The 23022-nt window shown below is 45.1% G+C and carries 21 protein-coding genes and 1 pseudogene; 10 read left to right on the top strand and 12 right to left on the bottom strand.

Features of this window, described 5'->3' with window-relative positions; genetic code table 11:
• Positions 1–120: 120 nt before the first annotated feature.
• From mmsB to ACAM39_RS04630, 8 genes are all read right to left on the bottom strand, one after another.
• On the bottom strand, positions 121–1047 hold the full coding sequence (mmsB, locus tag ACAM39_RS04665) for a 3-hydroxyisobutyrate dehydrogenase (RefSeq protein WP_369628390.1): 927 nt from the start codon (positions 1045–1047) through the stop codon (positions 121–123).
• Positions 1048–1081: 34 nt separating this feature from the next.
• Complete coding sequence (locus tag ACAM39_RS04660; RefSeq protein ID WP_369628389.1) at positions 1082–2275, bottom strand: enoyl-CoA hydratase/isomerase family protein; 1194 nt, start codon at positions 2273–2275, stop codon at positions 1082–1084.
• Between the two features lie 14 nt (positions 2276–2289).
• On the bottom strand, positions 2290–2922 hold the full coding sequence (locus tag ACAM39_RS04655) for a hypothetical protein (RefSeq protein ID WP_369628388.1): 633 nt from the start codon (positions 2920–2922) through the stop codon (positions 2290–2292).
• Between the two features lie 120 nt (positions 2923–3042).
• On the bottom strand, positions 3043–3819 hold the full coding sequence (locus tag ACAM39_RS04650; RefSeq protein WP_369628387.1) for an enoyl-CoA hydratase: 777 nt from the start codon (positions 3817–3819) through the stop codon (positions 3043–3045).
• 29 nt (positions 3820–3848) lie between these two features.
• Positions 3849–5009 carry an acyl-CoA dehydrogenase family protein gene (locus ACAM39_RS04645; protein ID WP_369628386.1) on the bottom strand — a complete coding sequence of 387 codons (1161 nt, stop codon included), beginning with the start codon at positions 5007–5009 and terminating at the stop codon, positions 3849–3851.
• A gap of 89 nt (positions 5010–5098) precedes the next feature.
• A complete protein-coding gene (locus ACAM39_RS04640) occupies positions 5099–6592 on the bottom strand; it encodes a CoA-acylating methylmalonate-semialdehyde dehydrogenase (protein ID WP_369628385.1) in 1494 nt (497 codons plus the stop codon).
• Between the two features lie 147 nt (positions 6593–6739).
• Positions 6740–7306 (bottom strand): LuxR C-terminal-related transcriptional regulator, encoded by a 567-nt coding sequence (locus ACAM39_RS04635; RefSeq protein WP_369628384.1) that lies wholly within the window; start codon positions 7304–7306, stop codon positions 6740–6742.
• 61 nt (positions 7307–7367) lie between these two features.
• A complete protein-coding gene (locus tag ACAM39_RS04630) occupies positions 7368–9350 on the bottom strand; it encodes a propionate--CoA ligase (RefSeq protein ID WP_369628383.1) in 1983 nt (660 codons plus the stop codon).
• Positions 9351–9684: 334 nt separating this feature from the next.
• Between ACAM39_RS04630 and ppc the strand changes: the two genes are divergently transcribed.
• Positions 9685–12513 carry a phosphoenolpyruvate carboxylase gene (ppc, locus tag ACAM39_RS04625; RefSeq protein WP_369628382.1) on the top strand — a complete coding sequence of 943 codons (2829 nt, stop codon included), beginning with the start codon at positions 9685–9687 and terminating at the stop codon, positions 12511–12513.
• Positions 12514–12606: 93 nt separating this feature from the next.
• On the opposite strand, the gene ACAM39_RS04620 is transcribed toward ppc, so the two are convergent.
• On the bottom strand, positions 12607–13032 hold the full coding sequence (locus tag ACAM39_RS04620; protein WP_369628381.1) for a hypothetical protein: 426 nt from the start codon (positions 13030–13032) through the stop codon (positions 12607–12609).
• A gap of 145 nt (positions 13033–13177) precedes the next feature.
• Between ACAM39_RS04620 and ACAM39_RS04615 the strand changes: the two genes are divergently transcribed.
• Complete coding sequence (locus ACAM39_RS04615; protein WP_369628380.1) at positions 13178–13669, top strand: hypothetical protein; 492 nt, start codon at positions 13178–13180, stop codon at positions 13667–13669.
• A 68-nt stretch (positions 13670–13737) separates the two neighbouring features.
• Here the strand turns inward: ACAM39_RS04615 and ACAM39_RS04610 are convergent, their stop codons facing one another.
• Positions 13738–14115, bottom strand: a complete 378-nt coding sequence (locus ACAM39_RS04610) for a hypothetical protein (RefSeq protein ID WP_369628379.1) — start codon at positions 14113–14115, stop codon at positions 13738–13740.
• A gap of 286 nt (positions 14116–14401) precedes the next feature.
• On the opposite strand from ACAM39_RS04610, the gene ACAM39_RS04605 reads away from it, so the two are divergent.
• From ACAM39_RS04605 to gspM, 8 genes and pseudogenes are all read left to right on the top strand, one after another.
• Positions 14402–15100 carry an alpha/beta hydrolase gene (locus tag ACAM39_RS04605; RefSeq protein ID WP_369628378.1) on the top strand — a complete coding sequence of 233 codons (699 nt, stop codon included), beginning with the start codon at positions 14402–14404 and terminating at the stop codon, positions 15098–15100.
• A gap of 198 nt (positions 15101–15298) precedes the next feature.
• A pseudogene (gene zapE / locus ACAM39_RS04600) lies at positions 15299–16422 on the top strand (cell division protein ZapE).
• A gap of 44 nt (positions 16423–16466) precedes the next feature.
• Entirely contained in the window at positions 16467–17120 is a 654-nt protein-coding gene (locus ACAM39_RS04595) for an FMN-binding negative transcriptional regulator (protein WP_369628377.1), read from the top strand.
• A gap of 2 nt (positions 17121–17122) precedes the next feature.
• Complete coding sequence (locus ACAM39_RS04590) at positions 17123–17695, top strand: nitroreductase family protein (protein WP_369628376.1); 573 nt, start codon at positions 17123–17125, stop codon at positions 17693–17695.
• Between the two features lie 86 nt (positions 17696–17781).
• Entirely contained in the window at positions 17782–19008 is a 1227-nt protein-coding gene (locus ACAM39_RS04585; RefSeq protein ID WP_369628375.1) for an NAD(P)H-dependent glycerol-3-phosphate dehydrogenase, read from the top strand.
• Between the two features lie 33 nt (positions 19009–19041).
• Complete coding sequence (gene sixA / locus ACAM39_RS04580; RefSeq protein ID WP_369628374.1) at positions 19042–19494, top strand: phosphohistidine phosphatase SixA; 453 nt, start codon at positions 19042–19044, stop codon at positions 19492–19494.
• 36 nt (positions 19495–19530) lie between these two features.
• Positions 19531–20805, top strand: a complete 1275-nt coding sequence (gene gspL, locus ACAM39_RS04575) for a type II secretion system protein GspL (protein ID WP_369628373.1) — start codon at positions 19531–19533, stop codon at positions 20803–20805.
• 21 nt (positions 20806–20826) lie between these two features.
• Positions 20827–21318 carry a type II secretion system protein GspM gene (gene gspM / locus ACAM39_RS04570; protein ID WP_314026858.1) on the top strand — a complete coding sequence of 164 codons (492 nt, stop codon included), beginning with the start codon at positions 20827–20829 and terminating at the stop codon, positions 21316–21318.
• Between the two features lie 92 nt (positions 21319–21410).
• Here gspM and ACAM39_RS04565 read toward each other — a convergent pair whose 3' ends face one another.
• Positions 21411–22100 (bottom strand): DUF2057 family protein, encoded by a 690-nt coding sequence (locus tag ACAM39_RS04565; RefSeq protein WP_369628372.1) that lies wholly within the window; start codon positions 22098–22100, stop codon positions 21411–21413.
• A gap of 77 nt (positions 22101–22177) precedes the next feature.
• Positions 22178–22963 carry a DnaA ATPase domain-containing protein gene (locus tag ACAM39_RS04560; RefSeq protein WP_095355572.1) on the bottom strand — a complete coding sequence of 262 codons (786 nt, stop codon included), beginning with the start codon at positions 22961–22963 and terminating at the stop codon, positions 22178–22180.
• Positions 22964–23022 lie beyond the last annotated feature (59 nt).

Genomic DNA, 23022 nt, shown 5'->3' with positions numbered 1-23022 from the left:
TAACACTAATGCGATAAATTGGGATTGACGCTAATTCTACCCTATTTTTGGGTTAACTTTTTAAATTAACGAGCAGAAAAAAGCCAGAAAAAATCCTAGCTTTTTGCTAAACGCCAAAACTTATTGCAGAACGTTCGCATCATAATGCGCCATAATGCTTGAGAAATCTTTATCCCCATGTTGCTCGCTATGTTTGCTATACAGTGCCGTGGCTTGGTCTGCCATTGGTGTCACCACTTGGGTATCATCGGCTGTTTGTTTGGCAAGGTTCATGTCTTTGAGCATGAGTTTACTCATAAATCCACCGGTATAACCACGGCTTGATGGCATGGCGTCACCCACATCGGGATGCGGATTACACACTTCTAGCGCCCAGTTACGACCGGTGCTGGCTGACAAAATACTGGCTAAGACTTTTGGGTCTAAGCCGTTTTTGGCGCCCAAGTTCATGGCTTCGGCTGTCCCTGTCATAATCACGCCAAGCAGCATGTTATTACAGATTTTGGCAACTTGACCTGCACCGACCTCGCCCGCGTGAAAGATATTTTTTCCCATCGCCTCTAAAACGGGTTTGACCTGCTCAAATTGCTCAGCTTGCCCGCCCACGATAAAGCTGAGTGTCCCCGCTGCTGCCCCTGCTGTACCGCCTGATACCGGCGCATCCATGAACTGAATACCTTTATCTGCCGCAGCTTCGGCAACTTCACGCGCATCACTCGCTGCGATGGTGCTACTATCGACCAGCAAGGTGTCTTTACCCACCACATCGAGCAAGCCTTGATTACCGTCTTTACCCAGATACACCTCTTTGACATGTTGACCTGCAGGTAACATGGTGATGACCATATCCACCTCTTTGCTTGCGTCCACAGGTGAAGTCGCCACGTTTGCCCCTTGTTTGGCAAGGTCGTCTAGCACGGCGGTGTTTAGGTCAAATACGTTGAGGGCAAAACCATTTTTGATGAGATTTTCTGCCATCGGTTTGCCCATATTACCAAGTCCGATAAAGGCAATTTTTTTAATGGCTGTTTGTTGATTATTTGGCATATACAATCCTTGTATGTTGTGGTGTTTTTAAAATTTATACAGCAAGTTTGGCTAATTTTGCTGAGAGCGAATCGCTACCCAACCAAGCCTCAAAGGGATGTTCGCTATTGGGAAAAGCTGACGCAAGATGTGACTGGATATAACGGGCATCGCATTCATCAAGGGTTTTACTCCATATTGGCGATTTGTCTTTATCAATCAGTAAGGCGCGTACACCCTCACGAAAATCGGGGTAATTGACACAATGTAGCGACGCATTCATCTCCATATATAGCACTTGCTCAAGCGATAATTTGCTGGCATGTTTAAACATCTCAACCGTTAATGCTGCGCTGACAGGACAACCGTGCTGATAAGTCTCGACCGCTTTGGTAAGCCATTTATCCGCTTCACCGTTGACTTTGGTAAAGTTGTCATCGCGCAAGGCTGCATCTATATCATGCACTGAGCCTTTGTTTACTAGCACTTGGATGGTATTAAAATGCTTCATCAAATGACTGTCTGCTAAGTGCTCGGTATGATGAATTTTGGCTAAGGCTTGACTTGCGATATCATGTAAATTGCTGTCAACTTGCCAATTGGCTTGTTTTAGCGCGTCAAGCACTTTGTCGTATTCGCTGCTTGCAACGGCATACTCAGCAAGGCTAGAGAAAATCGCATCGTTGGCGTTACAGTTCGCCCCTGTCAAGCCCAAAAACAGCCCAATTTTGGCAGGCATACGCGACAAAAACCACGAACCTGTGGCATCAGGGTATAAGCCAATGGTAATCTCTGGCATGGCAAAACGGGTGGTTTCGGTGACGATACGATGGCTACACATCGCCATCAAGCCCATACCACCACCCATGACAATACCATTACCCCACAAGATAATGGGTTTTGGGTAAAAGTGCATTTGGCGGTATAGGCTGTATTCGTTTTCGAAGAATTCAACCCCATACGGATTGGGCTGCTGCATAGGCACTTGTGGCGGGGTGTCAGTCATGCTGTCGTACAATTTGCGGATATTGCCCCCTGCACAGAACGCCTTGTCGCCGCTGCCTTTGAGCAAAATGGCGACGATGTTGTCATCAGTTTCCCAATCGGTGAGCTGGCTTGCCATCAGTTTGCACATATCGACACTTAACGCATTTAATGCTTTGGGGTCGTTGAGGGTCATCGTGCCGATGTGGTGACCGCAGTGGGTGGCTATGGTTTCAAATATGACGGGGCTTTGGTTATCTTCCATTTTAAATTGTCCTTCTAATTTATCAAATTATTAACGAAAGGTTTCGGCAATAAAAACGCATAATATTCTTTAAATAAATTTCCCATATTGGTATAACTTGCATAGCGTTGAAACACTGATTCAAAGCCTAGTTGTATTGAATTATAATTATCAATTTTTACATTTAAATCTTTTGAATAACCAATAATTTGTAGTGGTAAATCAAAATCAATTAAAGCAAAAACACTTTCATCAGGGTTAAAGATAAAAAAAGGCGTGTTCAAGTGTGGCATATACAAACACTCAATTATCATTTCAGATAATTCTTCACATTCAACGACACAACACGAATCTCTATCGGTAGATGCCAAAATTATTTTGCCTTGAATATGATGATTCACAAGCTTAACAATAATTTCAGTTGGCGTTATATTGTCATAAATTATGTCATCAAGCTCATACGGTATCGTTAAATATTGAAAATCTTTACTTAAATTAGGCTTTGCGTCAATATCGGACTTTGTACAAAACTTTTCTAAACATAACTTATTCGCTTCATTTAAAGACAATAATTTGGCATTTTCTTCTAATAAATCTAATCGGTTTTCTGCCCATGTTGATGAATTAAAATAGTAATCGTCACTATTTAGTAAATAATAATTTCCCATTAAAATTCCTGACTTTACCTTTATATTATAATTATAATGGTGCGTAGAACGCACCCTACAGCGGTTTTTAGTTTAAAAAATTTTAAATTGGACGTATGCGATACATCCTTATAAAAAAAATTATTTCCACTCTGGCGGGCGTTTTTCAAGGAACGCATTGACGCCTTCTTGTTGGTTTTCGCCATCAAATAATTTGATAAATAACTCACGTTCCTTTATCCAGTTAAAACTTGGTGGTTGATAACGTGCCGACATAATCAAGGTTTTACTCGACGCAATCGCATCGGGGGATTGCTTCGCCACTTTTTGAGCCAATTCTAAAGCCTTTTCTAACCCTTTGCCACTTTCCACGACTTCTTCCACCAAACCAATTTGCAGCGCCTTATCTGCCTTGATACGCTCACCGCATAAAATCATACGTTTTGCCCAGCCTTCACCCACCAGCCACGGCAAGTTTTGCGTACCGCCTGCACATGGCAACAAGCCAACAGATAGCTCAGGGAGTGCCATTTGGGCATGGCTCTCAGCAATGCGGATATCGCACGCCAACGCACACTCAAGCCCACCGCCCATCGCATAGCCGTTGATACAGGCTATCGACACGCCACGAAAATTGGACAAGGCTTCAAATGCCTCACCAAATGCAATCGCCATCTGCGCTGCTTGACCTTTTTCACCACTGGCAAAGCTGTTCAAGTCCGCCCCTGCGGAAAAAAACTTTTCGCCATCGCCATGCACCACCAAAACGGTGACTTGCTTGTTGGCATTTAAATCGCTAATCAGTTGTTTTAAACTGGCTAAGCTGTCCTTTGTCCATGTGTGGGCAGGCGGATTATTGAGGGTCAAAACTGCAATGTGATTGTCGATTGTTAATTTTAAATTGGTGTAATTTGACATGGTAAATTCCTTTTAAAATGCCTTTAAATTCATTGCAATCTTGCTAACGTCCCAGCTTCCATCATTTTGCGAGACACAATCATCCGCATCACTTCATTGGTGCCCTCTAGGATTTGATGCACGCGCAAATCGCGTACATGACGCTCTAGCGGATATTCTTGTAAATAGCCATAGCCCCCGTGTAGCTGCAGCGCTTGGTTGGCGATATCAAAACTCAAATCCGTGGCAAGGCGTTTTGCCATCGCACAATACGCCGTGGCATCGGGCGATTTGCTATCCAAATGATACGCCGCCAATCGCACCATCTGCCGAGCCGACACCAAATGGGTGAGCATATCGGCAAGTTTAAACTGCACATTTTGGAATTGATCAAGGGTTTTGCCAAACTGGCTACGCTCCTGTACATACTGCACGGCACGGTCAAGGGCAGCTTGAGCCGTACCCACCGCGCAAGTGGCGATATTGATACGCCCACCGTCCAAGCCTTTCATGGCAAAGGTAAAGCCCTGTCCTTCTTCCCCCAGTAGATTTTCGGCAGGGACTTTGACATCGGTAAAATGCACCGCCGCGGTCGGTTGGTTTTTCCAGCCCATTTTATGTTCATTTTTGCCGTAGCTGATGCCATCGCTGTTGGCATCGACGATAAAGGCAGACACGCCTTTTGCCCCATTGTCGGAGGTGCGCGCCATCACGATAAGCACATCGGTCGCCCCTGCCCCAGAGATGAACATTTTTTGCCCAGTAATGTGGTAATAGTCGCCTTGTTTGACCGCTTTGGTTTTTAATGAACCCGCATCTGAGCCAGCATTGGGCTCTGTCAAACAGTAGCTACCCAATTTTTCGCCCGCTAATAATTCAGGCAAGTATTTTTCGGCAACCTCGGGTTTGGCAAACTCGCCAATCATCCAAGCGACCATGTTGTGAATGGTCATGAATGCGGCGGTTGAGGTATCGCCATACGCCAGTTTTTCAAAGATAATTGCCGCATCAAGGCGCGGCAAGCCCAGTCCGCCAAAATCAGGGTTGGTGTAAAGCCCCATAAAGCCCAGTTCACCGGCGGCTTTGAACACCTCTTTGGGAAAATAGCCCGTGGCATCCCATTCGGCAGCGTTGGGCGCCAGCGATTTGGCGGCAAATTGGGCAGCTAAATCGGCAAAGGCTTGTTGGTCTTCGGTGAGAGAAAAATTCATATCGTGACCCTAATTTTAAATTTGGTTAAAAACATTTGGTTAAAAACAAAGGCGCGATGGGTACGCCTTTTATGACATTGAAAATTATATTATTTTAGTGAAATTGTAGTATTAACGCCTTTACTGGCTTCATCATCAAACCAACGGGCGGTGACGGTTTTAGTTTGGGTGTAGAATTGCACCGCTTGTTTGCCATAAGGACCCAAGTCACCCAGTTTACTGGCGCGAGAACCGGTGAATGAGAACATCGGTAGTGGCACAGGAATGGGTAAATTAATACCGACTTGACCCACATCGATGTCTTGTTGGAATTTATGCGCTGCCGCACCTGACTGGGTAAAGATAGCCGTGCCATTACCGTTTGGATTGGCATTGATGATGGCAATCGCTTGATCTAGGCTATCGGCATACATGATATCAAGCACCGGCCCAAAGATTTCTTCTTTGTAGCAAGTCATATCGGTAGTGACGTTATCTAAAATAGTCGGTCCGACAAAATTACCATTTTCAAAGCCTTCCACCTTGATACCACGACCATCTAGCAGGACTTGTGCGCCTTCATCCGCGCCCGCTTGGATTAGACGTTCAACACGCGCTTTGGCCGCTTTCGAAATCACAGGCCCTAAATCTTTGTCATCTTTACCGGCTGCCACCACCAATTTTTTGGCACGTTCGACGATGTCACCCACCCAGTTTTTGGCTTCACCGACTAGAATCACCACCGACAATGCCATACAGCGCTGACCGGCGGCACCAAATGCGGCACCGGCTAGTTGGTTTAGACATTGTTCTTTATTGGCATCGGGTAGAATGACGGCGTGGTTCTTAGCCCCCATCATACATTGGACACGCTTCCCTGCTTGGCTGGCACGGTTATAGACGTGTGTACCAACTGCGGTTGAGCCGACAAATGAGATGGCTTTGATATCTGGATGGTCACAAATGGCATCAACGGTGTCTTTGCCGCCATGCACCACGTTTAATACGCCTTTTGGGATTCCCGCTTCAAGTGCCAATTCTACCAATCGCATGGTGACCATCGGGTTTTGTTCAGACGGTTTTAATACGAAGGTGTTACCGGTGGCAATCGCCATTGGGAACATCCAAAGTGGAATCATGGCGGGGAAGTTAAACGGGGTAATACCTGCACACACGCCAAGTGGTTGCTGGATATTATACATATCAACGTCTGTGGCGACATTCTCGATAAACGCGCCTTGCTGCAGGTTGCCAATGCCTGAGGCGTGTTCGACGACTTCAAGACCACGGAACACATCGCCTTTGGCATCCGCTAGGGTTTTGCCTTGTTCTTCGGTGAGCATGGCGGCAAGCTCGTCCATGTTGTCACGAATCAGTTGTTGGTATTTTAAGAAAATGCGTGAGCGGGTGTTAATCGGGGTTTTGCGCCAGGTTTTGAACGCTTCTGCCGCCGCCGCGACAGCTTGGTTGATTTCATCGTTGGTAGTTTGGGGTACTTTGGCAATCACTTCTTGGGTGGCTGGGTTGGTCAGGTCAATCCACTCGCTAGTAGTTGATTCGACAAATTCGCCGTTGATGAGTTGTTTTACAGTTTGGGTAGTCATCGTAACAATCCTTGTTTTTACCGTGTTGGGTGTATAGCGTTTCATAGCGTTAACGCGTTGCAAAACAGTGTGAATCAGTTGGGGGGTACTGTCAATAATACTTAATTACTTAAGTAGTTTTTCTGGCGTAGTTTTGCTAGAGTAGTTTTACTGGGCGGCTGCCATAGGGTTAATGACAATAATCTTTGAGGCTAGCTCACCTTTGCTGCGAGCGCCCAGTTTTTTCATTAAGTTGGCTTTATGCACTTCAATGGTTCTGGGGGATAAACCAAGCAACTTACCAATCTCTTTACAGGTATAGCCATTGACCACATATTGCGCAATTTGGGCTTCACGTGCGGTGAGCTGCGATTCGGACAGTACTTGCGGTTTTTTTTCAAAATGCCAAATTGCCAGTTTGAAGGGGTCATCTGGGGTTAAAGTGCGTCCGTGGGTGGTCGCCCAAAATATTTCCCCTGTTTTGTGACGCATAAAGCGCTCATCGCAGTAATGCCTATTGGTCTGTAATCCCAAACCTGTTAATGCTTCTTTGCCAATTTTTTCAAAATCTTCGACACTGGGAAACAATTTTTGCATCGATTGATTGAGTAGCTCATCGTGCGTATAACCGAACAAATTGGCAAAGGCATCGTTGAGCGCTTTGATACGCCGATAGCTTAATACCACTATCGGCGTGGGCGCGTGCCTAAAAGCCAGTAAGGCATAATTTTCCATCACAATTACCCCTGATTTTTAAGCCCTGACAGCTTATTGGTTGGCAATTTATTGATTGCCATTAATAATCCGCCATCGCTTGTCTGACCGCCTCAATCGCAGTTGGGTCATCCAGCGTACTCATGTCGCCTGTTTCTTTGCCTTCCGCCAGTGCCTTGATAGAACGGCGTAAGATTTTGCCTGAGCGGGTTTTGGGTAAAGCTTTGGGAAAATAAATAGCCGCAGGTTTAGCAAGGGCGCCCAACTGTCTTGCGACTTCACCCACAATTTGCTGCTCAATGCGGAAACGGTTTTCGGTTTCTGCTACTAAGTCATGATTTTTTAGGATACAAAAGGCAATGGGTAGCTCACCTTTAAGCTCGTCATGGATACCAACAACCGCCGATTCGGCGACCTCGGGGTGATGACCGATGGCCTCCTCGATTTCCTTGGTACCCAAACGGTGACCTGCCACATTGATGACATCATCGGTTCGCCCTAGAATATAGTAGTAGCCGTATTCATCCATCACCGCATAGTCTGATGTTGCGTATTGTTTGCCATCGAGTAGTGAAAAATAGCCATTGATAAAACGCTCGTCATTTCGCCAAACGGTGGTCAAACACCCAGGTGGTAAAGGTGCGGCTAACACCAGCATGCCTTTTTCATTGGCTTGGCAGGGTTCGCCTGTGGTTTCATTGATGACTTTGGCGTCATATCCAAACATCGGATAGCCGGGTGTGCCTTGTTTGTGTGGCTTGTGGTCGGGATTGTCTGCAAATTTTGGGGCATGGCTTAGGATGGGCCAGCCCGACTCAGTTTGCCAATAGTGGTCAATGATTGGCACCCCCATGTGACCTGTTAGCCACTGGGCCGTTGGCTCATCGAGTGGCTCACCTGCCAAGAAGAATGCTTTTAGGCTTGAGATATCATGACGGCTCATCCACATTTCGTCTTGTTTACGTAGCATCCGCACGCCTGTCGGTGCGGTTAACAAAATATTGACTTTATTGGCTTCGACGATTCGCCACCAAATCCCCGGGTTTGGCGTGGTTGGCAAGCCTTCATATATGATACTGGTCATGCCTGTCAGTAAAGGGGCATAGATGCTAAACGAGTGACCCACTGCCCAACCGATATCCGAAATCGCCCAAAACGTCTCACCCGCTTTACCGTTATAGACAAAATCCATCGCGGTGGCAAGGGCTACTGCATGACCGCCTGTATCGCGTTGTACGCCTTTGGGTGTGCCTGTCGTGCCCGAGGTATATAATAGATACGATGGCGCATTGGACTCTAGCCAAACACAATCGACTTTGGCATTGTTGTCGGCACTTATCGCCCGCTCGGTGGCATAGTCGATGTTTTGTGGCTCAGCCGTGTATCGCATAATGCCACGGTCAATCACCAACACCTTGGTTTTGACTTTGGCTTCTTCCACCGCTTTATTGACCAAGTTTTTATAATTAATGAGCTTGCCACCACGCAGCCCTGCATCGACCGTAATCACCATTTTGGCTTCGGCATCATCCATGCGTACGGCGAGGTTATGCGAGGCAAATCCGCCAAATACCACCGAGTGAATCGCCCCGATACGCACACAAGCAAGCATGGCATACGCTGCTTCCAAAATCATCGGCATATAGATGACAACACGGTCGCCTTTGTCGATGCCATGACGTTTTAGCACATCGGCAAAATAATTCACTTCTTTGTATAAATCGTTGTAAGTTAAACGGCGTTTGGCATAGTCGGTATACAGTTCAACAGGGTTGCCGAGTGCCTTAAAAGCTTTCTGAATATTGGGGTAATTATCAATCATTTCAGCATTGATTTCAGTAGACACCCACACAAAGGCATCTTGCTCTGCCCGGTTTTCAAGGTGGCGATCGACCATGTTATAACATAAATTGGTTTCCCCACCGACAAACCATTTGGCAAAGGGCAGCTTGCTATCGTCTAAGATTTGGGTAGGTTGTTGATGCCAATAGATTCGCTTGGCTTGCTCGCCCCAGAAGGCTTGTTTGTCGTTGATGGATTGATTGTATAAGTCAGAGAAATTCATTGGCTGTCCTTAGCTAGAATCTTAAGGGATGGTGAAAGTCGCTTGCAGGTTTGGTTTTCAGAGGCTGGCAAAACATCTCATTGTTTAGCAAAGCCTATCATTGTACTCATTGCATGAATTCACTCCTTGAATCCATTTTATAAATTCAAATGATACGTTTTGTATCGTTTTGAATATAGCAAATAGACTCGCTAACGTCAAGCCTCGCCAAATTAATTTTAAATTTTTTGTATTTCGAATTTTTAACGATTAGTATTTCTTATGGTGATAATAGTTTGTGCTAACATAATTGTCCTGTTACACTTTTTAGACTAAAGCAAATAAGGGAAAAGTTATGAGCCAGACCAACGCCAGCCCAGCTGAAAATGAAAAAAGCCTTGCACCGCCTCACGTTTTAAGCTTAAACCCTTTAAACTCGCATCCGTCAAATACGGCACTTGTTGAGCTTATCGACAATGATAAAGACTCTCCTTTGCTAGCGGACACCCAGTTACTTAGCCGCGTGCTGATAACGGTCGTTGAGCAGCAAACCTCAGAACCGGTCAAACAAACCATTAATAAACTGTTAAATGGCGAAGACCCCCAAAAGACTATTCAAGCCATTTTGCCAACGCTCAACCATCAACAGCGCAAGAATCTCATTCGGGCTTGTGGCTTATTTGCGCAAGTGTTTAACATCGCCGAAGACATGCACCATGAGCGTCGCCGCCTTGCCCACGAACAAGACGAATCTGCCTCAAAAAGTAGTTTTGCCCATGTGATTGATGAATTAAAAGCCCAAGGGATTGACAGCGATGAGTTGCAAGCACAGCTTGATGATACCTATATCAGTGCGGTATTGACCGCGCATCCGACCGAAGTGCAGCGTCAAACGATTTTATCACTGCGCCGTCAAATCCGTGCCTTACTTGAGCAATACCACACCGCGATTGGCTACCAACGTCATCGTATCGAGCAGCAACTAGAAGCCACGTTATTGTCGCAGTGGCAAACCAATGAAACCCGCCATTTTAAAATTACGGTCAAAGATGAAATCGACAATGGCATTGCCTATTTTGATTTAAGTTTTTTTGAAGCCTTGCCAAATTTATATCGCAAATTAGATTATCAGTTAAAAGAGCGTTTCCCCGATACTGACATGCCAAACTTACTTAATATCGGTGGTTGGATCGGTGGCGACCGTGATGGCAATCCGTTTGTGTCAGCCGATACCCTTCGCTATGCCTTCAAACGCCAAGCGGCGACGGTGTTTTACTTTTATCGTGACCAACTGGGCAAGCTGTATCAAGAGTTGCCGCTATCTATCCGCCATGTCAAAGTGAGTGATGCGGTACTGGCACTCTCCGAGCAATCCAAAGAAGATAATATATCTAGAGAAGAAGAGCCTTATCGCCGCGCCATCGGGTTTATCTCATCACGTTTAGTCGCTACCTCGCATACGTTTGATTTGTCTTACGGTTGTCGCTTTGGACTTAGTGAGCCCTACGCTGATTGTGACGAGTTTTTAGCTGATTTGTACGTTGTTTATCAGTCATTGGTCGACAATGGCAGTGAGTTGCTGGCTAACGAACGACTCACCGATATCATCCGCGCGGTGGAAGTATTTGGTTTTTATTTGATGCCATTGGACTTGCGCCAGTTTTCAGGGATTCATGCCGAAACGGTTCATGATTTGTTCAAACATGCCGATTTAGAAGATTATCTTTCTTTGTCTGAGTCCGCGCGTCAACGTGTGCTACTGCGTGAATTGGCAACTGCGCGCCCTTTATACAACCCTTATATCACTTATGAGCCACAAACCCAGCGTGAGCTAGAGATTTTTCAAGCCGCAGCCGATATCAAAAATCGCTTTGGTGACAAAGCGATTACCCAAAGCATTATCTCCAATGCCGAACAAGTAAGTGATTTGTTGGCACTGGCGTTGTTATTGAAAGAATCAGGGCTATTATTGGTCAAAGATGGCGTACCCGTGAGCCGTATCAATATCGTGCCTTTGTTTGAAACCATTGAAGCGCTGCAAAACAGTACCCGCATCATGAGTGAGTTACTGGATAAACCTTGGTATAAATCGGTGCTAGCCAGTCGTGACAATCTGCAAGAGATTATGCTCGGTTATTCAGACAGTAATAAAGATGGCGGTTATGTCACCAGTCAATGGTCGCTATACCAAGCTGAAATTCAGCTGGTGGAAATGGCAGAAAAATATGCCATTCAGCTGCGTCTGTTCCACGGTCGTGGCGGTAGCGTCGGTCGTGGTGGTGGTCCGTCATTTGAGGCGATTTTGGCACAACCCGAAGGCTCAGTGGATGGTCAAATCCGTATTACCGAGCAGGGGGAAGTTATTACCGCAAAATATGCCGATGCGGGCAACGCGGAACGCAACCTTGAGACGCTGATTGCCGCAACGCTCAAAGCGAGCCTATTGCCAAGCCATAGCGAAAGCCCTGATAGCGACCTAATGAATCAATTATCGCATGAAGCGTTTAATTGCTATCGCGCGCTTATCACTCAGCCGTATTTTATTGATTATTTCTTGCAGACAAGTTTGGTTAAAGAAATTGCCAGTTTAAATATTGGCTCACGTCCTGCTAGCCGCAAGTCTTTGGCGCGTATTCAAGATTTGCGCGCGATTCCTTGGGTATTTTCTTGGATGCAAAATCGCTTGATGCTGCCAGCGTGGTATGGCTTTGGCACCGCAGTCGAAAAACTGATTGCAGATAACCCAGACAACTTAGCAAAACTGCAACACAACGCCCAACACAGCGCCTTTATGCAAGCCATGTTATCGAATATGGCACAGGTCATGGCAAAAACCGATATCGAAATCGCCCAAGCCTATGTTGAGCTCGCCAACGATGCCACTGAAGCCAACGCTATTTTTGCACTTATTACTGCAGAATATCACCGCAGCCTTAAAGCCTTGCTGACACTGACTAATAAAGAGACGCTACTGGATGACAACCGTACATTGGCACGCTCACTTGCGCTACGCTTGCCGTATTTGAATGCGTTGAACTGGTTGCAAGTGGCTTTATTAAAACAACTTCGTGAAGCGACGACTGATGAAGCGACTAGCGATAATGAAGCGTCTTATACCGCAGTGCTTAACTTGGTTCATTTAACTATCAATGGTATTGCCCAAGGCTTAAGAAATACCGGTTAGTAAGCGTTCAAAACAGCCTTAACTTACCTTTTTAAAAAAATCGCTGGTTGTGTACTGGCGATTTTTTTATTGACGTTTTTTGATTGATGATAATTAACCCAAATAAAGCTTATCAAAATCCAAATGGTGTACCCATTCTCGTAACAGCAATACCTTTGCATAAAACGCTAGGTCGTTGGGCATAGCAGGCAAATCTCGCAGCGAGCGATAGCCCGCCAGCACCGCAAAAGCTTTTTCTAGCATCTCAGCGCGAATATAGTCGCCATTGTCATCTTGCTCAAACGCTAGTAAGCGTAAATCCTCTGCCCCTATCACCTTTAATAACTCATCTTTGGGAAAGCTGGGTTTTAGCGGTGAAATAGCATCTTCTATGCGCATAATTGCCGTTTCCCAAGACAATTCAGTGGGTGGCAACACGTGCAATGTCTCTGTAATTACTTTTAGCGTAAGCCCAATATCCCATAGGTTATCTTGCAACCTTACACTGATATGGTCAGGATTTAGTATTAACACTAACATAGCACGCCCTTTTGTGATTTTGATTGATTATAACTGGATTGTGATTAAATAGCTTGATTGTCATTAAAATGCGCTCGTTTAACCGGTGGATTTGATTTTATAAAAAAAACCCTTATCTAATAACCATATAAATAAGGGGATAGCCATGTCAGAAATTCAATTTAATGCCAACTTAAAAAAAGCCGAAAGCGATGAGCCACTGACTGAGCAGCAGTTAGAGGCACTGGCACAAAAACGCGCCTATTTGCAAGAGCAGGCTGAAGACATCATTGCTATTGCACAATTACAAGATAATTCTGCGCTCAACTGTTTACACAAAATCAATGTCTTAGGCGGTACCTCAGAAAAAGCTTATAGAGCCGTAAATACCCGTATCGTAACCGACCAAGACCCACATGGCGCTTATCATGCGGTGGCAATGGCACAATCAACTTCGGACTTGCCTTTTGATGTGCCTACCCTCGTAGATATTGTCATTGAGCAAGGTGAGCCAGCATTACAATTGCGATTGTTAAAGCTATTTGATAGTCAGCCGATTGCTGCTGAGCCGATTCCAAAAATTCGTGATAGTATCAATCAATTAGGCGATAAAGCGGTGATTGCGCAGCTCAATCAGCATTTGTTAAATCGCCAGTGACACAAAAACAATAAAGGTTAGGAGCATTCCTAACCTTTTTTTATTGATAGATGATTTGACTTTGACAATTAGGGGCATTTAAAGGTGATGGTATATTCGTAATCATCATCGCGGGCAATGGTTTTTTTGCTGCCAAACACACTACCAATCATGCCTATGGCTTGGTCAGCCGCGCGTCCCATGTTTTCATCCAACACGCCGTTATACTGGTAGCTATCGGTCAATACGATGGGCGATTTTCCGCGGCACTGCTCGGTGGCGATACGTAACGCGTTTAATTTGGCGGTATTTTTGCTTTTGCCTAACCCAGTGGTTTCTAGGGTGTTGTTCGCGCGCTGTAGCACGGGTAAATTAGTGGGTGTACTTTGACAAGCAGATAAGCTCACTGCTGCTAGCAGCGTGATAGTAGTGTTTTTTAGTAAAGACGGTTTGAGAGATGATTTCATGATCTGCAGGCTGTCCCTTTTCAATAGCGGTGTTAAAGTTCTCATCATGTTAAAGTTCTCATCAATTATCAACAATACAGGCAAATTCACCATTTTAACAATAGAATTTGGTTGATGGCTTGTATTAGTGTGTGGTAAAAATTAAGCCGCCGCAAGTGGTCTTACAAATCATAAAATCTGCGCAACAATTGGCTGGTTTGTTGATTTTCAAACTAGCTATTTTGGGTGAAATTGGTTAGCATGATGGGTGGTTTTTTTAAAGTTTTTTGCTTAGATTAGGACGATTATGCTCTCACCTGCCCATTCACCATTAACCCATTCGCAATTAATAGATGCCCCTTGCGGTAAGCTTGAAGTTGACGCGCTTTGGCAAGCTGACTCAACAGGCGTTGCTAACCCAAACGCTGCGTCGGTTGAGCGTGTTGCCATTCTTTGTCACCCAAACCCATTGCAAGAAGGCACGATGATGAATAAAGTGGTGACCACCATGTATCGTTTTGCCCGCGACCAAAACATGCATGTGGTACGCTTTAATTTTCGCGGTGTGGGTCAGTCAACGGGCGAGTATGGCAATGTGACAGGTGAAATCGAAGATGCCTTAACCGTGCTTCAATGGATTCATAGCCAAACCGAGGCGCGCAAGCTATGGATTGGCGGATTTTCGTTTGGCGGATTTGTCGCCGCCAAGCTTGCCCAGCTTGTCAATGAACAAGGCGCATTTTTGGGCGTGGATGATTTTGACATCACGGATTTGGCACTCATTGCCCCTTCTATCGAAAAAAACGACACCTCAGATTTGCTACTGCCCACCGCACAAACCTTTATGATTTATGGCGCGAATGATGAAGTGATTGCGCCAAGCTCGCTACAACAATTTGGGGAAAACTTTGGTATTCAAACGCACATCATTGACGATACAGGGCACTTTTTTCATGGTAAATTAGGGGAATTAAAACAGCTGCTTGAAGCGTTAAGTAGCAAATAACGCAGTTTTTATTCTATCCTTAGTTTCTGATTGGTGTTTTTGATGGGTGTTTTTGATTCAAATTTTTGCTGTATTTGACATCGTGCGCTATTTGGCACTTTAATGCCGTCTATTTAATCGCACCCATTTAATGGCGGCTACATCAAAGCACGTTGAAATGGAATTTTGACAACTTTTTAATTTACGCTAAGAGACAACATGCCCAACTCAAATTTACGACCCCTACAACGCTATGAGCTTGCGCTAAAATCTGGTGAGTTTAGCGAAGATGCACAGCAGCGCGCTGCGATGACTTATTTGGACAATGTCTATGAACAAATCATGGACAACCGCGCCAAACAACGTGGGCTGTTTAGCTTTTTAAGACGTACTGATCCGCCCAAAGGGCTGTATATGTGGGGCGGCGTGGGTCGTGGTAAGACTTGGATGATGGATATGTTTTTTGAGTCGGTGCCTGCCGACAACAAAATGCGCCAGCACTTTCATCACTTTATGAAACGGGTGCACGCCGAACTCAACAAGCTACAAGGTCAACCAGACCCACTACAAAAAGTCGCCGATATCATCCATAATGAAGCAGATGTGATTTGTTTTGATGAATTTTTTGTCTCCAATGTCTCCGATGCGATGATTTTGGGTGATTTATTTACCATGCTATTTAAAAAAGGCATCACCTTGGTTGCCACATCAAACATCGCACCAAATGGCTTGTATAAAAATGGTATTCACCGTGACCGTTTTTTACCTGCCATTGCCGAAGTTGAAAAAACTGTACGGTTATGAACGTTGACAGTGGCATCGACTACCGTCTGCGCGTATTGCAGCAAGCCGAACTTTACGTGTCTCCGTTGACCAAAGAAAACATCCACTGGCTTGCCAACCGCTTTACCGCGCTAAGCAACAATCAGCACATTATCCAAGACCCCATTCGTATCAATGGTCGTGATATCGCCATCAAAGGGCGCACCGAAAACACCTTGTACATTGATTTTCGGGCATTATGTATGCAGCCGCGCTCAGCCAGCGATTTTATTGAAATCGCCAACGAGTTTAGCACGGTCTTGGTGGATGATGTGCCCATACTCAACGATATTATCGCTGATCCGACAAGGCGCTTTATTTACCTCGTCGATGAGTTTTATGATCGCCGCGTCAAGCTTTTGGTACGTGCAGAACAGCCGATTTTACAACTGTATGATGGGCAAAAATTGGCGTTTGAAATTGAGCGCACGCGCTCACGGCTGTTAGAGATGCAATCAGAAGAATATCTCAAAGCGGAACATCGTTTGGATGAGATAAAAAAAGAAGATATGACCATTTAAATAATCCAAAGCCTTAATTGTTATGCAGGTGAGTGGCTTTAACGATGTATATTCCCAAAGATTTTTCCCAAACCGATTTTGAAGCCGTTAAAGATTTTATTGCTCAGTCGCCATTAGCAAATATAATGGCATCAAACGGCGAATCGATTGAAATTTGCCCTGCTCCGCTAGTTTGGCAAGTAGATGAACAAAATCCGCTTGGCTATTTGATTGGGCATGTGGCAAAAGTAAATCCGATTGTAAAGATTGACGCTAAAAACTGGAAAGTTGCTTTCACTAGCCAAGGTCATTATATCAGCCCAAATTGGTATCCTACCAAGGCGATTACCCATAAAGAAGTGCCGACGTGGAATTATCAATCGGTGATTTTTTCGGTGACACCACAGCTAATCACAGACGCAACTCAAATCAAGCAGATTGTCGCGAAGATGACGGATTTTTTTGAACATCAGCTTAAACAAACTAATCCCAGTCATGAGCCTTGGTCTTTAAGTGATGCGCCAAATGACTATATCAACGCCATGTGCCGCGCGATTGTGGGGGTTAAATTGACCATTCATAATTTTGAAGCCAAATTTAAACTTAGCCAAAATAAAACTTTGGCTAATCAGCAGGGCGTGATTGACGGTTTAACACAACTGCAATCAGCTTCAGAGGATAATATGGCAACGCTAATCAACAACCTCTTTAAGGAATAACAATGACAAATTCAGCAATTTTAGACTTTATCAAATCGCGCCGTTCAATCGGCAACCTTGTCGCCCCTGCCCCGAACCGCGCGCAAGTCGAACAAGCGATTGAAGTCGCCCTATCCGCTCCCGATCACAAGGATTTAAACCCGTACCGTTTTATCGTACTTGAAAACCAAGCGCTCAACACCTTAGGCACGGCGTTAAAAAATGCCGCGATGGCACAAGGTGAAACTGACGAGAAAACCCTCAAAAAAGCGGAAAATATGCCGCTGCGTGCGCCGATGATTATCGCGTGTGTGACCGATTTTAAACCCCATGATAAAGTCCCCCATTGGGAACAAATAGCAGCAAGTAGTTGTGCTGTGCAAAATCTCCTACTTGCCTTGACGGCACAAGGGTTTGCCACCGTATGGCGCACCGGTCCACTTGCTAATGCGCCTGCAATCAAACAACTGTTTAATGTAACCGCTGATAACCAAGTCATTGCCTTTGTCTATGTTGGCACAGCCGTGTCGACCATCCCACCGCGTTCTAAGATAGACGTCACACCATTTATTGTTTATGATAATGGCACAAACTAACGGCTAAAGTAGCCGTTTATATTTTGCTCATGTAAAGGGTGCCCTGTTGTCAGTATTTGCAGGACAAGTGGATTCAAGGATTTTCAATGAAAAAACCCCAGTTAGCAACCAATCTAAGTGAAAATTTAGAAAAGCTGAATGTCAATCGTGAAAAAGCCAGCAAGCTGTTTGCCGACGTCATTGAAAAAGCGGTCAAAAAGTCCAAACCTGACACCACAGCGCTATTAGAGAAAGACTTAGACATAGAGACAGCCTTAGACAATCAGCTCGCCAACGAGCCTACCCCCCTCAAAATTGCCGTGCTGGGTGGTGGTAGTTTTGGTACGGCAATGGCAAATTTATCGTCCAAAAATGGCTGCCAAGTCACGCTTTGGGTACGCGATAAACGCAGCGTCAAATCGATGCAAAAAACCCATATCAACAAAAAATATTTGCCTGACCATAAGCTTGATGAGCGTCTGCAATTTACCCATGATTTGCAAGCAGCCGTTAAAGGCAAAGATTTGATTTTTGTGGCAGTGCCGAGCTCAGCGTTTCGCGAAACCTTACAAAAAATTGCGCCTTTTATCAGCGCTCAAGCCATCGTGTCTTTAACCAAAGGTATGGAAAAAGATACCTTTGCGCTAATGAGTGATGTGATCGCGGATGAATTGCCCAATGTGGCTTTTGGCGTGATGAGCGGCCCCAATCTCGCCAAAGAAATCATGAATAATATGCCATCTGCCACCGTGATTGCCAGCCAATCTGCAGCGCTAAGGCTTGCGGTACAAAAAGCGCTGCACAGTGCATTTTTTCGCGTGTTTGCCAGTGATGATTTAATTGGCGTCGAGCTTGGTGGTGCGCTCAAAAATATTTATGCCATCGCCATGGGCATGGCGGCTGCCTATGACATCGGGGAAAACACCAAAGCCATGATTTTAACCCGCGCATTGGCTGAGATGAGCCGATTTGGCGTCCAAGCGGGGGCTAATCCCCTGACCTTTTTGGGGTTGTCAGGCGTAGGTGATTTGTATGCAACTTGTTCATCGACCTTAAGCCGTAACTACCAGATTGGTAATATGCTAGGGCGTGGCATGAGCCTTGACCAAGCCATCAAAAAACTGGGGCAAACCGCGGAAGGTATTAATACTATCCAGCAGGTGAATGAAAAAGCCATGAAAGAAGGTATTTATATGCCAATTACCCATGCCTTGCACGATATTATCTATGAAGACAAAGCGCCGCTCGGGGTTGCGTTAAACTTGATGGAAGCAGGATTTAGAAGTGATGTGGAATTTGTCATGCCGCATCAAGTGCAGCCAACGCATAACTGACAAACATAACTTTAAATATTTTTAGGTAAATACATGCAATTAATTTTAGTTCGTCATGGCGATGCAGGCGCTTATACCCTGCCAGACCATGAAAGAAATTTATCAGCACTGGGTCAAGCCCAAGCTTCACAGACCGCAAAGTGGCTTGCCGAAAACTTTGAGCCCGATCATTTTATCGTCAGTCCTTACAACCGCGCCCAGCAAACCCTTGCCCAAATCCAGCAATTTTTTCCCCATGTCCCTGTGACCACGTATGAGGGCATCACCCCCGATAACGATGCAGACATCGCCGTGGATGCGCTAGGCGAATTGGTTGGCGACTGCATGGTGGTGGTTTGTCATATGAATATCATTGCCAAAATCGCCCATATTCTCACGGATGATCCCCTAGAGGGTTTTGCGCTGGCTGAAGCGCGTGTGTATGATATGGGTATATTGGCACCCAGTCTTGCCTCTGAGATCAAACGTTTTGTTCCCACCTGTTAGGTGATTTAATTTGTCAATTTTGTGTAGGACACTTCTGTGATTCATATTTGGTTGCCAACTCAGCATGCTGCCTTACGTTTATGGCAACAAACCACCCAGACTTGGCAAACGGCTGACAATTGGCAAACGCTTGCGACCCTTGCCAATCTTCTGCAAACCACGCAATCAGCCAAGCTGCAAGCCTGTCTCTATTTTCCTAGTGTCAGTTTATTAACAATCCAGCCTACCCTTTCAGCAAGCCAGCTCAACACTTTGGGCGACACCGGCAGACGCTATTTATTTGAAGATATCAGTATTGGGTCGGTAGAAGATTTACAAGTCAAAATCCAGCCGACCGCTACCAACAGCGAGTTACCCGCGTTATTTGGGCTTCATGCTGCCGATGTTCATTCATGGATCAATGCTGCCTCGTTGGCGGGTATTGAGATAGTCGCTTTACTGCCAGATTTCTTATTGCTGCCGACCATAGATAATAGAATAGATACTAGTATGAATACTAGGGCTATACCTACTACAAGCGCGGTGTATTACCAAGATGCAGATACCCAGTTATTAAAACTCCATACTTATCACGGCATGGCAGTTAGTTTTTTACCGCTGGTACTCACCAAATTACCCATGCTAGAAACGCTATTTTTAACCGGTTTTCACGATGAAACCGTTGCCCAGCAATTAGCCAGTATGCCTAATTTATCCATTGCATCGTCTGAGTTGTTGCCTACCCCAATCAAAGACCCGGTCAGACATTTTTTTAACTTTGCGACAATCAAAGGTAAAACGACGCTTGCGCCTTATGCCAAAGTCATCGCCCTAGTCAGTGTTTGTGCGCTGCTAACAGCCTTTGCGGTCGATGCGCTTCGTTGGTATTATTACAACCAAGCACAAAAACAAGCCTCAACTTTGCTGGCGCAGCAATACGCGCAGTGGTTTCCCAATGAGCCGCTCAGTAGCAAACTCACTCTACAACGACAGTTATCTGGCAGATTAACTACCCAGCAATCAGCCACGCCAAACGTACTTCAGACATTGTCGTCGATACAGCCGGTATTGCAGCAATACCAACTGACTGCCAAGCAGCTTAATTTTCAAAATAATCACTTACAACTGCAGCTTTTATCATCAAGCGCCGACTCGTTAAACAAAGCCGTCAATGACATGGTAAACAAAGGGATTAAAGCCAAGCTAGGGTCTGTCGATGCTGCGATGCCCGCTGCGATGTCTTCCAATACTGCCAGTGCGGTTTCCAGTGCAGGGGCGCCAACTTCTGCTGGCAGTGCCCTTGCCATGATAGATATTGAATTGGCAGACTAAACCTACGACTGAGATGAATTTATGAAACCGCACGCCTCACTGAGCCAATCCCTGCAAAAACTAACCACGCCTTTGGGTCATGCCTTTCAAAATTTATCACGTCGTGATCAGATTGCGCTGCTGATATTGGCAATGTTCTTGCTTTTTTTTGTGGTCGGTGTCGGTGGTTGGACGCTACACAGCAAAGCCAACCTGGCACAAAAAAAATACGATGACACCATGGCAGATGTGTTTTGGCTACGCAGTCAAGCAGGCAACATCAATCCCAACCAAACCCAACAAGTCAATCAAGCCGATGCTATCAAACAAATACTCACCCAATCAGGTATTATCAATGCGCAAGTGGTCGAGAATGGCAGTACTATCCAAGTTGCTTTTAGTCACGCGCAGGCCAGCGTAATCACCAATATATTTAATCAGTTTCAACAACAAGGTATTCGCATCCAGCAACTACAAATCAACCAGCCAGACCTCGATAAGCTTGAAGTACAATCTGTCTTATCTATTAACTAATAGTAAAAGTAAGTAATAGTAAGACCATAAAAAACGATGCACTTGGCATCGTTTTTTTGGCGCATGGGGGCGCATGGGGGCGCATTGGGTGATTATTTTTGCACCCACTGACGAATTTTATCACGCTCTGCTGGCGTGGCTCTCAACCATAACTGCATAAATTGATCGAGATTATCGGTTGAACTGACTGTTGTCACAGGTTGATTGCCAGATTGATTACTAGGTTGATTGATAGCGGGAATCGCGCCCCCTGATTGTCCTAAGGCATTGATGGTTTGCTGATTGGCTTCAACCGCTTTTGAGCTACCACCAAACACACCGCCTAACGCATTACCCAAGCCGCCAAAAATGCTTGAACTACTGCTGGATGTGGCTTTCTGACTTGCAATGATTTGCTTGCCTTGTAGCACCGCTAGTGTCGGTTGTTTGACATATTCTTTGGCGGCATTATAGTCTTCTGGTTGACCTAGCATATCCAAAACATACGTTTGATTGTCGGCAAGCTCTACCGGAACGCTAATATTGCTTGAACGTAACACATCGTGATTGTCACCGCGCAGCTCGTACAACCGATTGTACTTGGCAGTAATCACATGTTTGCCTGGCTCAAGTTTGTAGGTTTTTTGCGGTTTTGAAAGCAAGCCGTTTTTGACTTCTTGACCATTAATGGCAGTCACCACGGTATTATCAGCAACATTCAAGGTGACTTGGGCAAATGTTTGTGTGGTTGCGAACACGCCCGCAGTCAACACGGCAGCCGTCCATAAGTACTGTTTATTCATAGGATATCCTGTTGTTTTACATCAAACTGTTGATGGATTCTAACCCATTTATCACGCAATTCCTATGACAAACCCGGTCAAAAATCTAAAAAATTTTCATTTTCTGCAATTTCATCAAAATCCGCCAATTCAAAATTGAGCGTTAAATTATCAATAATATTCATCGCATCTTGAATTTTGGCTTTGCTCACTTTGTTTAATGGGGTGCGTTCCATGTTGGAAAACAATGGCTGCAATTCGTTTAACACTGCCAACATCGCGCCGATGCGGTGTGGACCTTCGTTGAGCAAATAGTCAATAATGCGCGGGTCAAAGTGCCAATGACGACGGCGTAATACCGATTCCAAAATTAGCTGTCTATCAAGCCTATCACTGCCCGTCGGCAACTGAAAAGTCGCGGCTCGCGCAAGCCTTGATAGCAAATCTCGCAGCTCAAAATTTAACGACTTTACTGGCAACCGACTGGCAAAAATAATTTTATTACCGTATTCTTGCGATAAATTAATCAGATGAAAAACTGCTTCTTGCCACTCAGGATGACCTTGAATTGCATCCATATCATCAAGCGCAATCACCGTAGTATTCTCTAGCGATGACAACACCATGGCATCCATATTGGCATTTATCAGCTCACGCAGCGACAGATAAATAACAGATTGGTCGATATCACGGAAGGATTCGCAGATAGCGTTTAGTAGATGGGTTTTACCTGTATCGCGCTCGCCGTATAGATATAGCTGCGTCAATAGCCCTACATGCATTTGGCGCACCACATCGATGATGGATACCCAGCCTGGACCACTAAAGTCACTGATACTCGCGGACTGCTTGATATTTAAGTTTAGACTTAATTGTTCCGACATTCATGCACTCGCAATCGGTAAGATATCCCTTTTTGAAAATAAATCATAAACCACTATAC

The sequence above is a fragment of the Moraxella sp. K02 genome, from assembly GCF_041154755.1.
Taxonomy (GTDB): Bacteria; Pseudomonadota; Gammaproteobacteria; order Pseudomonadales; family Moraxellaceae; genus Faucicola.
Note: the sequence above shows the minus strand (reverse complement) of the source record. Positions and strands in the feature narration are given on the sequence as shown.

Bases quoted from the DNA above. Each gene is read 5' to 3' on its own strand.
- ACAM39_RS04635 (WP_369628384.1), bottom strand. From the start codon at position 7,306: ATGGAAAATTATGCCTTACTGGCTTTTAGGCACGCGCCCACGCCGATA.
- ACAM39_RS04655 (WP_369628388.1), bottom strand. From the start codon at position 2,922: ATGGGAAATTATTATTTACTAAATAGTGACGATTACTATTTTAATTCA.
- gspM (WP_314026858.1), top strand. From the start codon at position 20,827: ATGAAACCGCACGCCTCACTGAGCCAATCCCTGCAAAAACTAACCACG.
- ACAM39_RS04630 (WP_369628383.1), bottom strand. From the start codon at position 9,350: ATGAATTTCTCTGACTTATACAATCAATCCATCAACGACAAACAAGCC.
- ACAM39_RS04645 (WP_369628386.1), bottom strand. From the start codon at position 5,009: ATGAATTTTTCTCTCACCGAAGACCAACAAGCCTTTGCCGATTTAGCT.
- ACAM39_RS04585 (WP_369628375.1), top strand. From the start codon at position 17,782: ATGAAAAAACCCCAGTTAGCAACCAATCTAAGTGAAAATTTAGAAAAG.
- ACAM39_RS04660 (WP_369628389.1), bottom strand. From the start codon at position 2,275: ATGGAAGATAACCAAAGCCCCGTCATATTTGAAACCATAGCCACCCAC.
- ACAM39_RS04640 (WP_369628385.1), bottom strand. From the start codon at position 6,592: ATGACTACCCAAACTGTAAAACAACTCATCAACGGCGAATTTGTCGAA.
- ACAM39_RS04565 (WP_369628372.1), bottom strand. From the start codon at position 22,100: ATGAATAAACAGTACTTATGGACGGCTGCCGTGTTGACTGCGGGCGTG.
- ACAM39_RS04560 (WP_095355572.1), bottom strand. From the start codon at position 22,963: ATGTCGGAACAATTAAGTCTAAACTTAAATATCAAGCAGTCCGCGAGT.
- ACAM39_RS04595 (WP_369628377.1), top strand. From the start codon at position 16,467: ATGTATATTCCCAAAGATTTTTCCCAAACCGATTTTGAAGCCGTTAAA.
- ACAM39_RS04590 (WP_369628376.1), top strand. From the start codon at position 17,123: ATGACAAATTCAGCAATTTTAGACTTTATCAAATCGCGCCGTTCAATC.
- mmsB (WP_369628390.1), bottom strand. From the start codon at position 1,047: ATGCCAAATAATCAACAAACAGCCATTAAAAAAATTGCCTTTATCGGA.
- ACAM39_RS04615 (WP_369628380.1), top strand. From the start codon at position 13,178: ATGTCAGAAATTCAATTTAATGCCAACTTAAAAAAAGCCGAAAGCGAT.
- ACAM39_RS04610 (WP_369628379.1), bottom strand. From the start codon at position 14,115: ATGAAATCATCTCTCAAACCGTCTTTACTAAAAAACACTACTATCACG.
- sixA (WP_369628374.1), top strand. From the start codon at position 19,042: ATGCAATTAATTTTAGTTCGTCATGGCGATGCAGGCGCTTATACCCTG.
- ACAM39_RS04650 (WP_369628387.1), bottom strand. From the start codon at position 3,819: ATGTCAAATTACACCAATTTAAAATTAACAATCGACAATCACATTGCA.
- ACAM39_RS04620 (WP_369628381.1), bottom strand. From the start codon at position 13,032: ATGTTAGTGTTAATACTAAATCCTGACCATATCAGTGTAAGGTTGCAA.
- ACAM39_RS04605 (WP_369628378.1), top strand. From the start codon at position 14,402: ATGCTCTCACCTGCCCATTCACCATTAACCCATTCGCAATTAATAGAT.
- ppc (WP_369628382.1), top strand. From the start codon at position 9,685: ATGAGCCAGACCAACGCCAGCCCAGCTGAAAATGAAAAAAGCCTTGCA.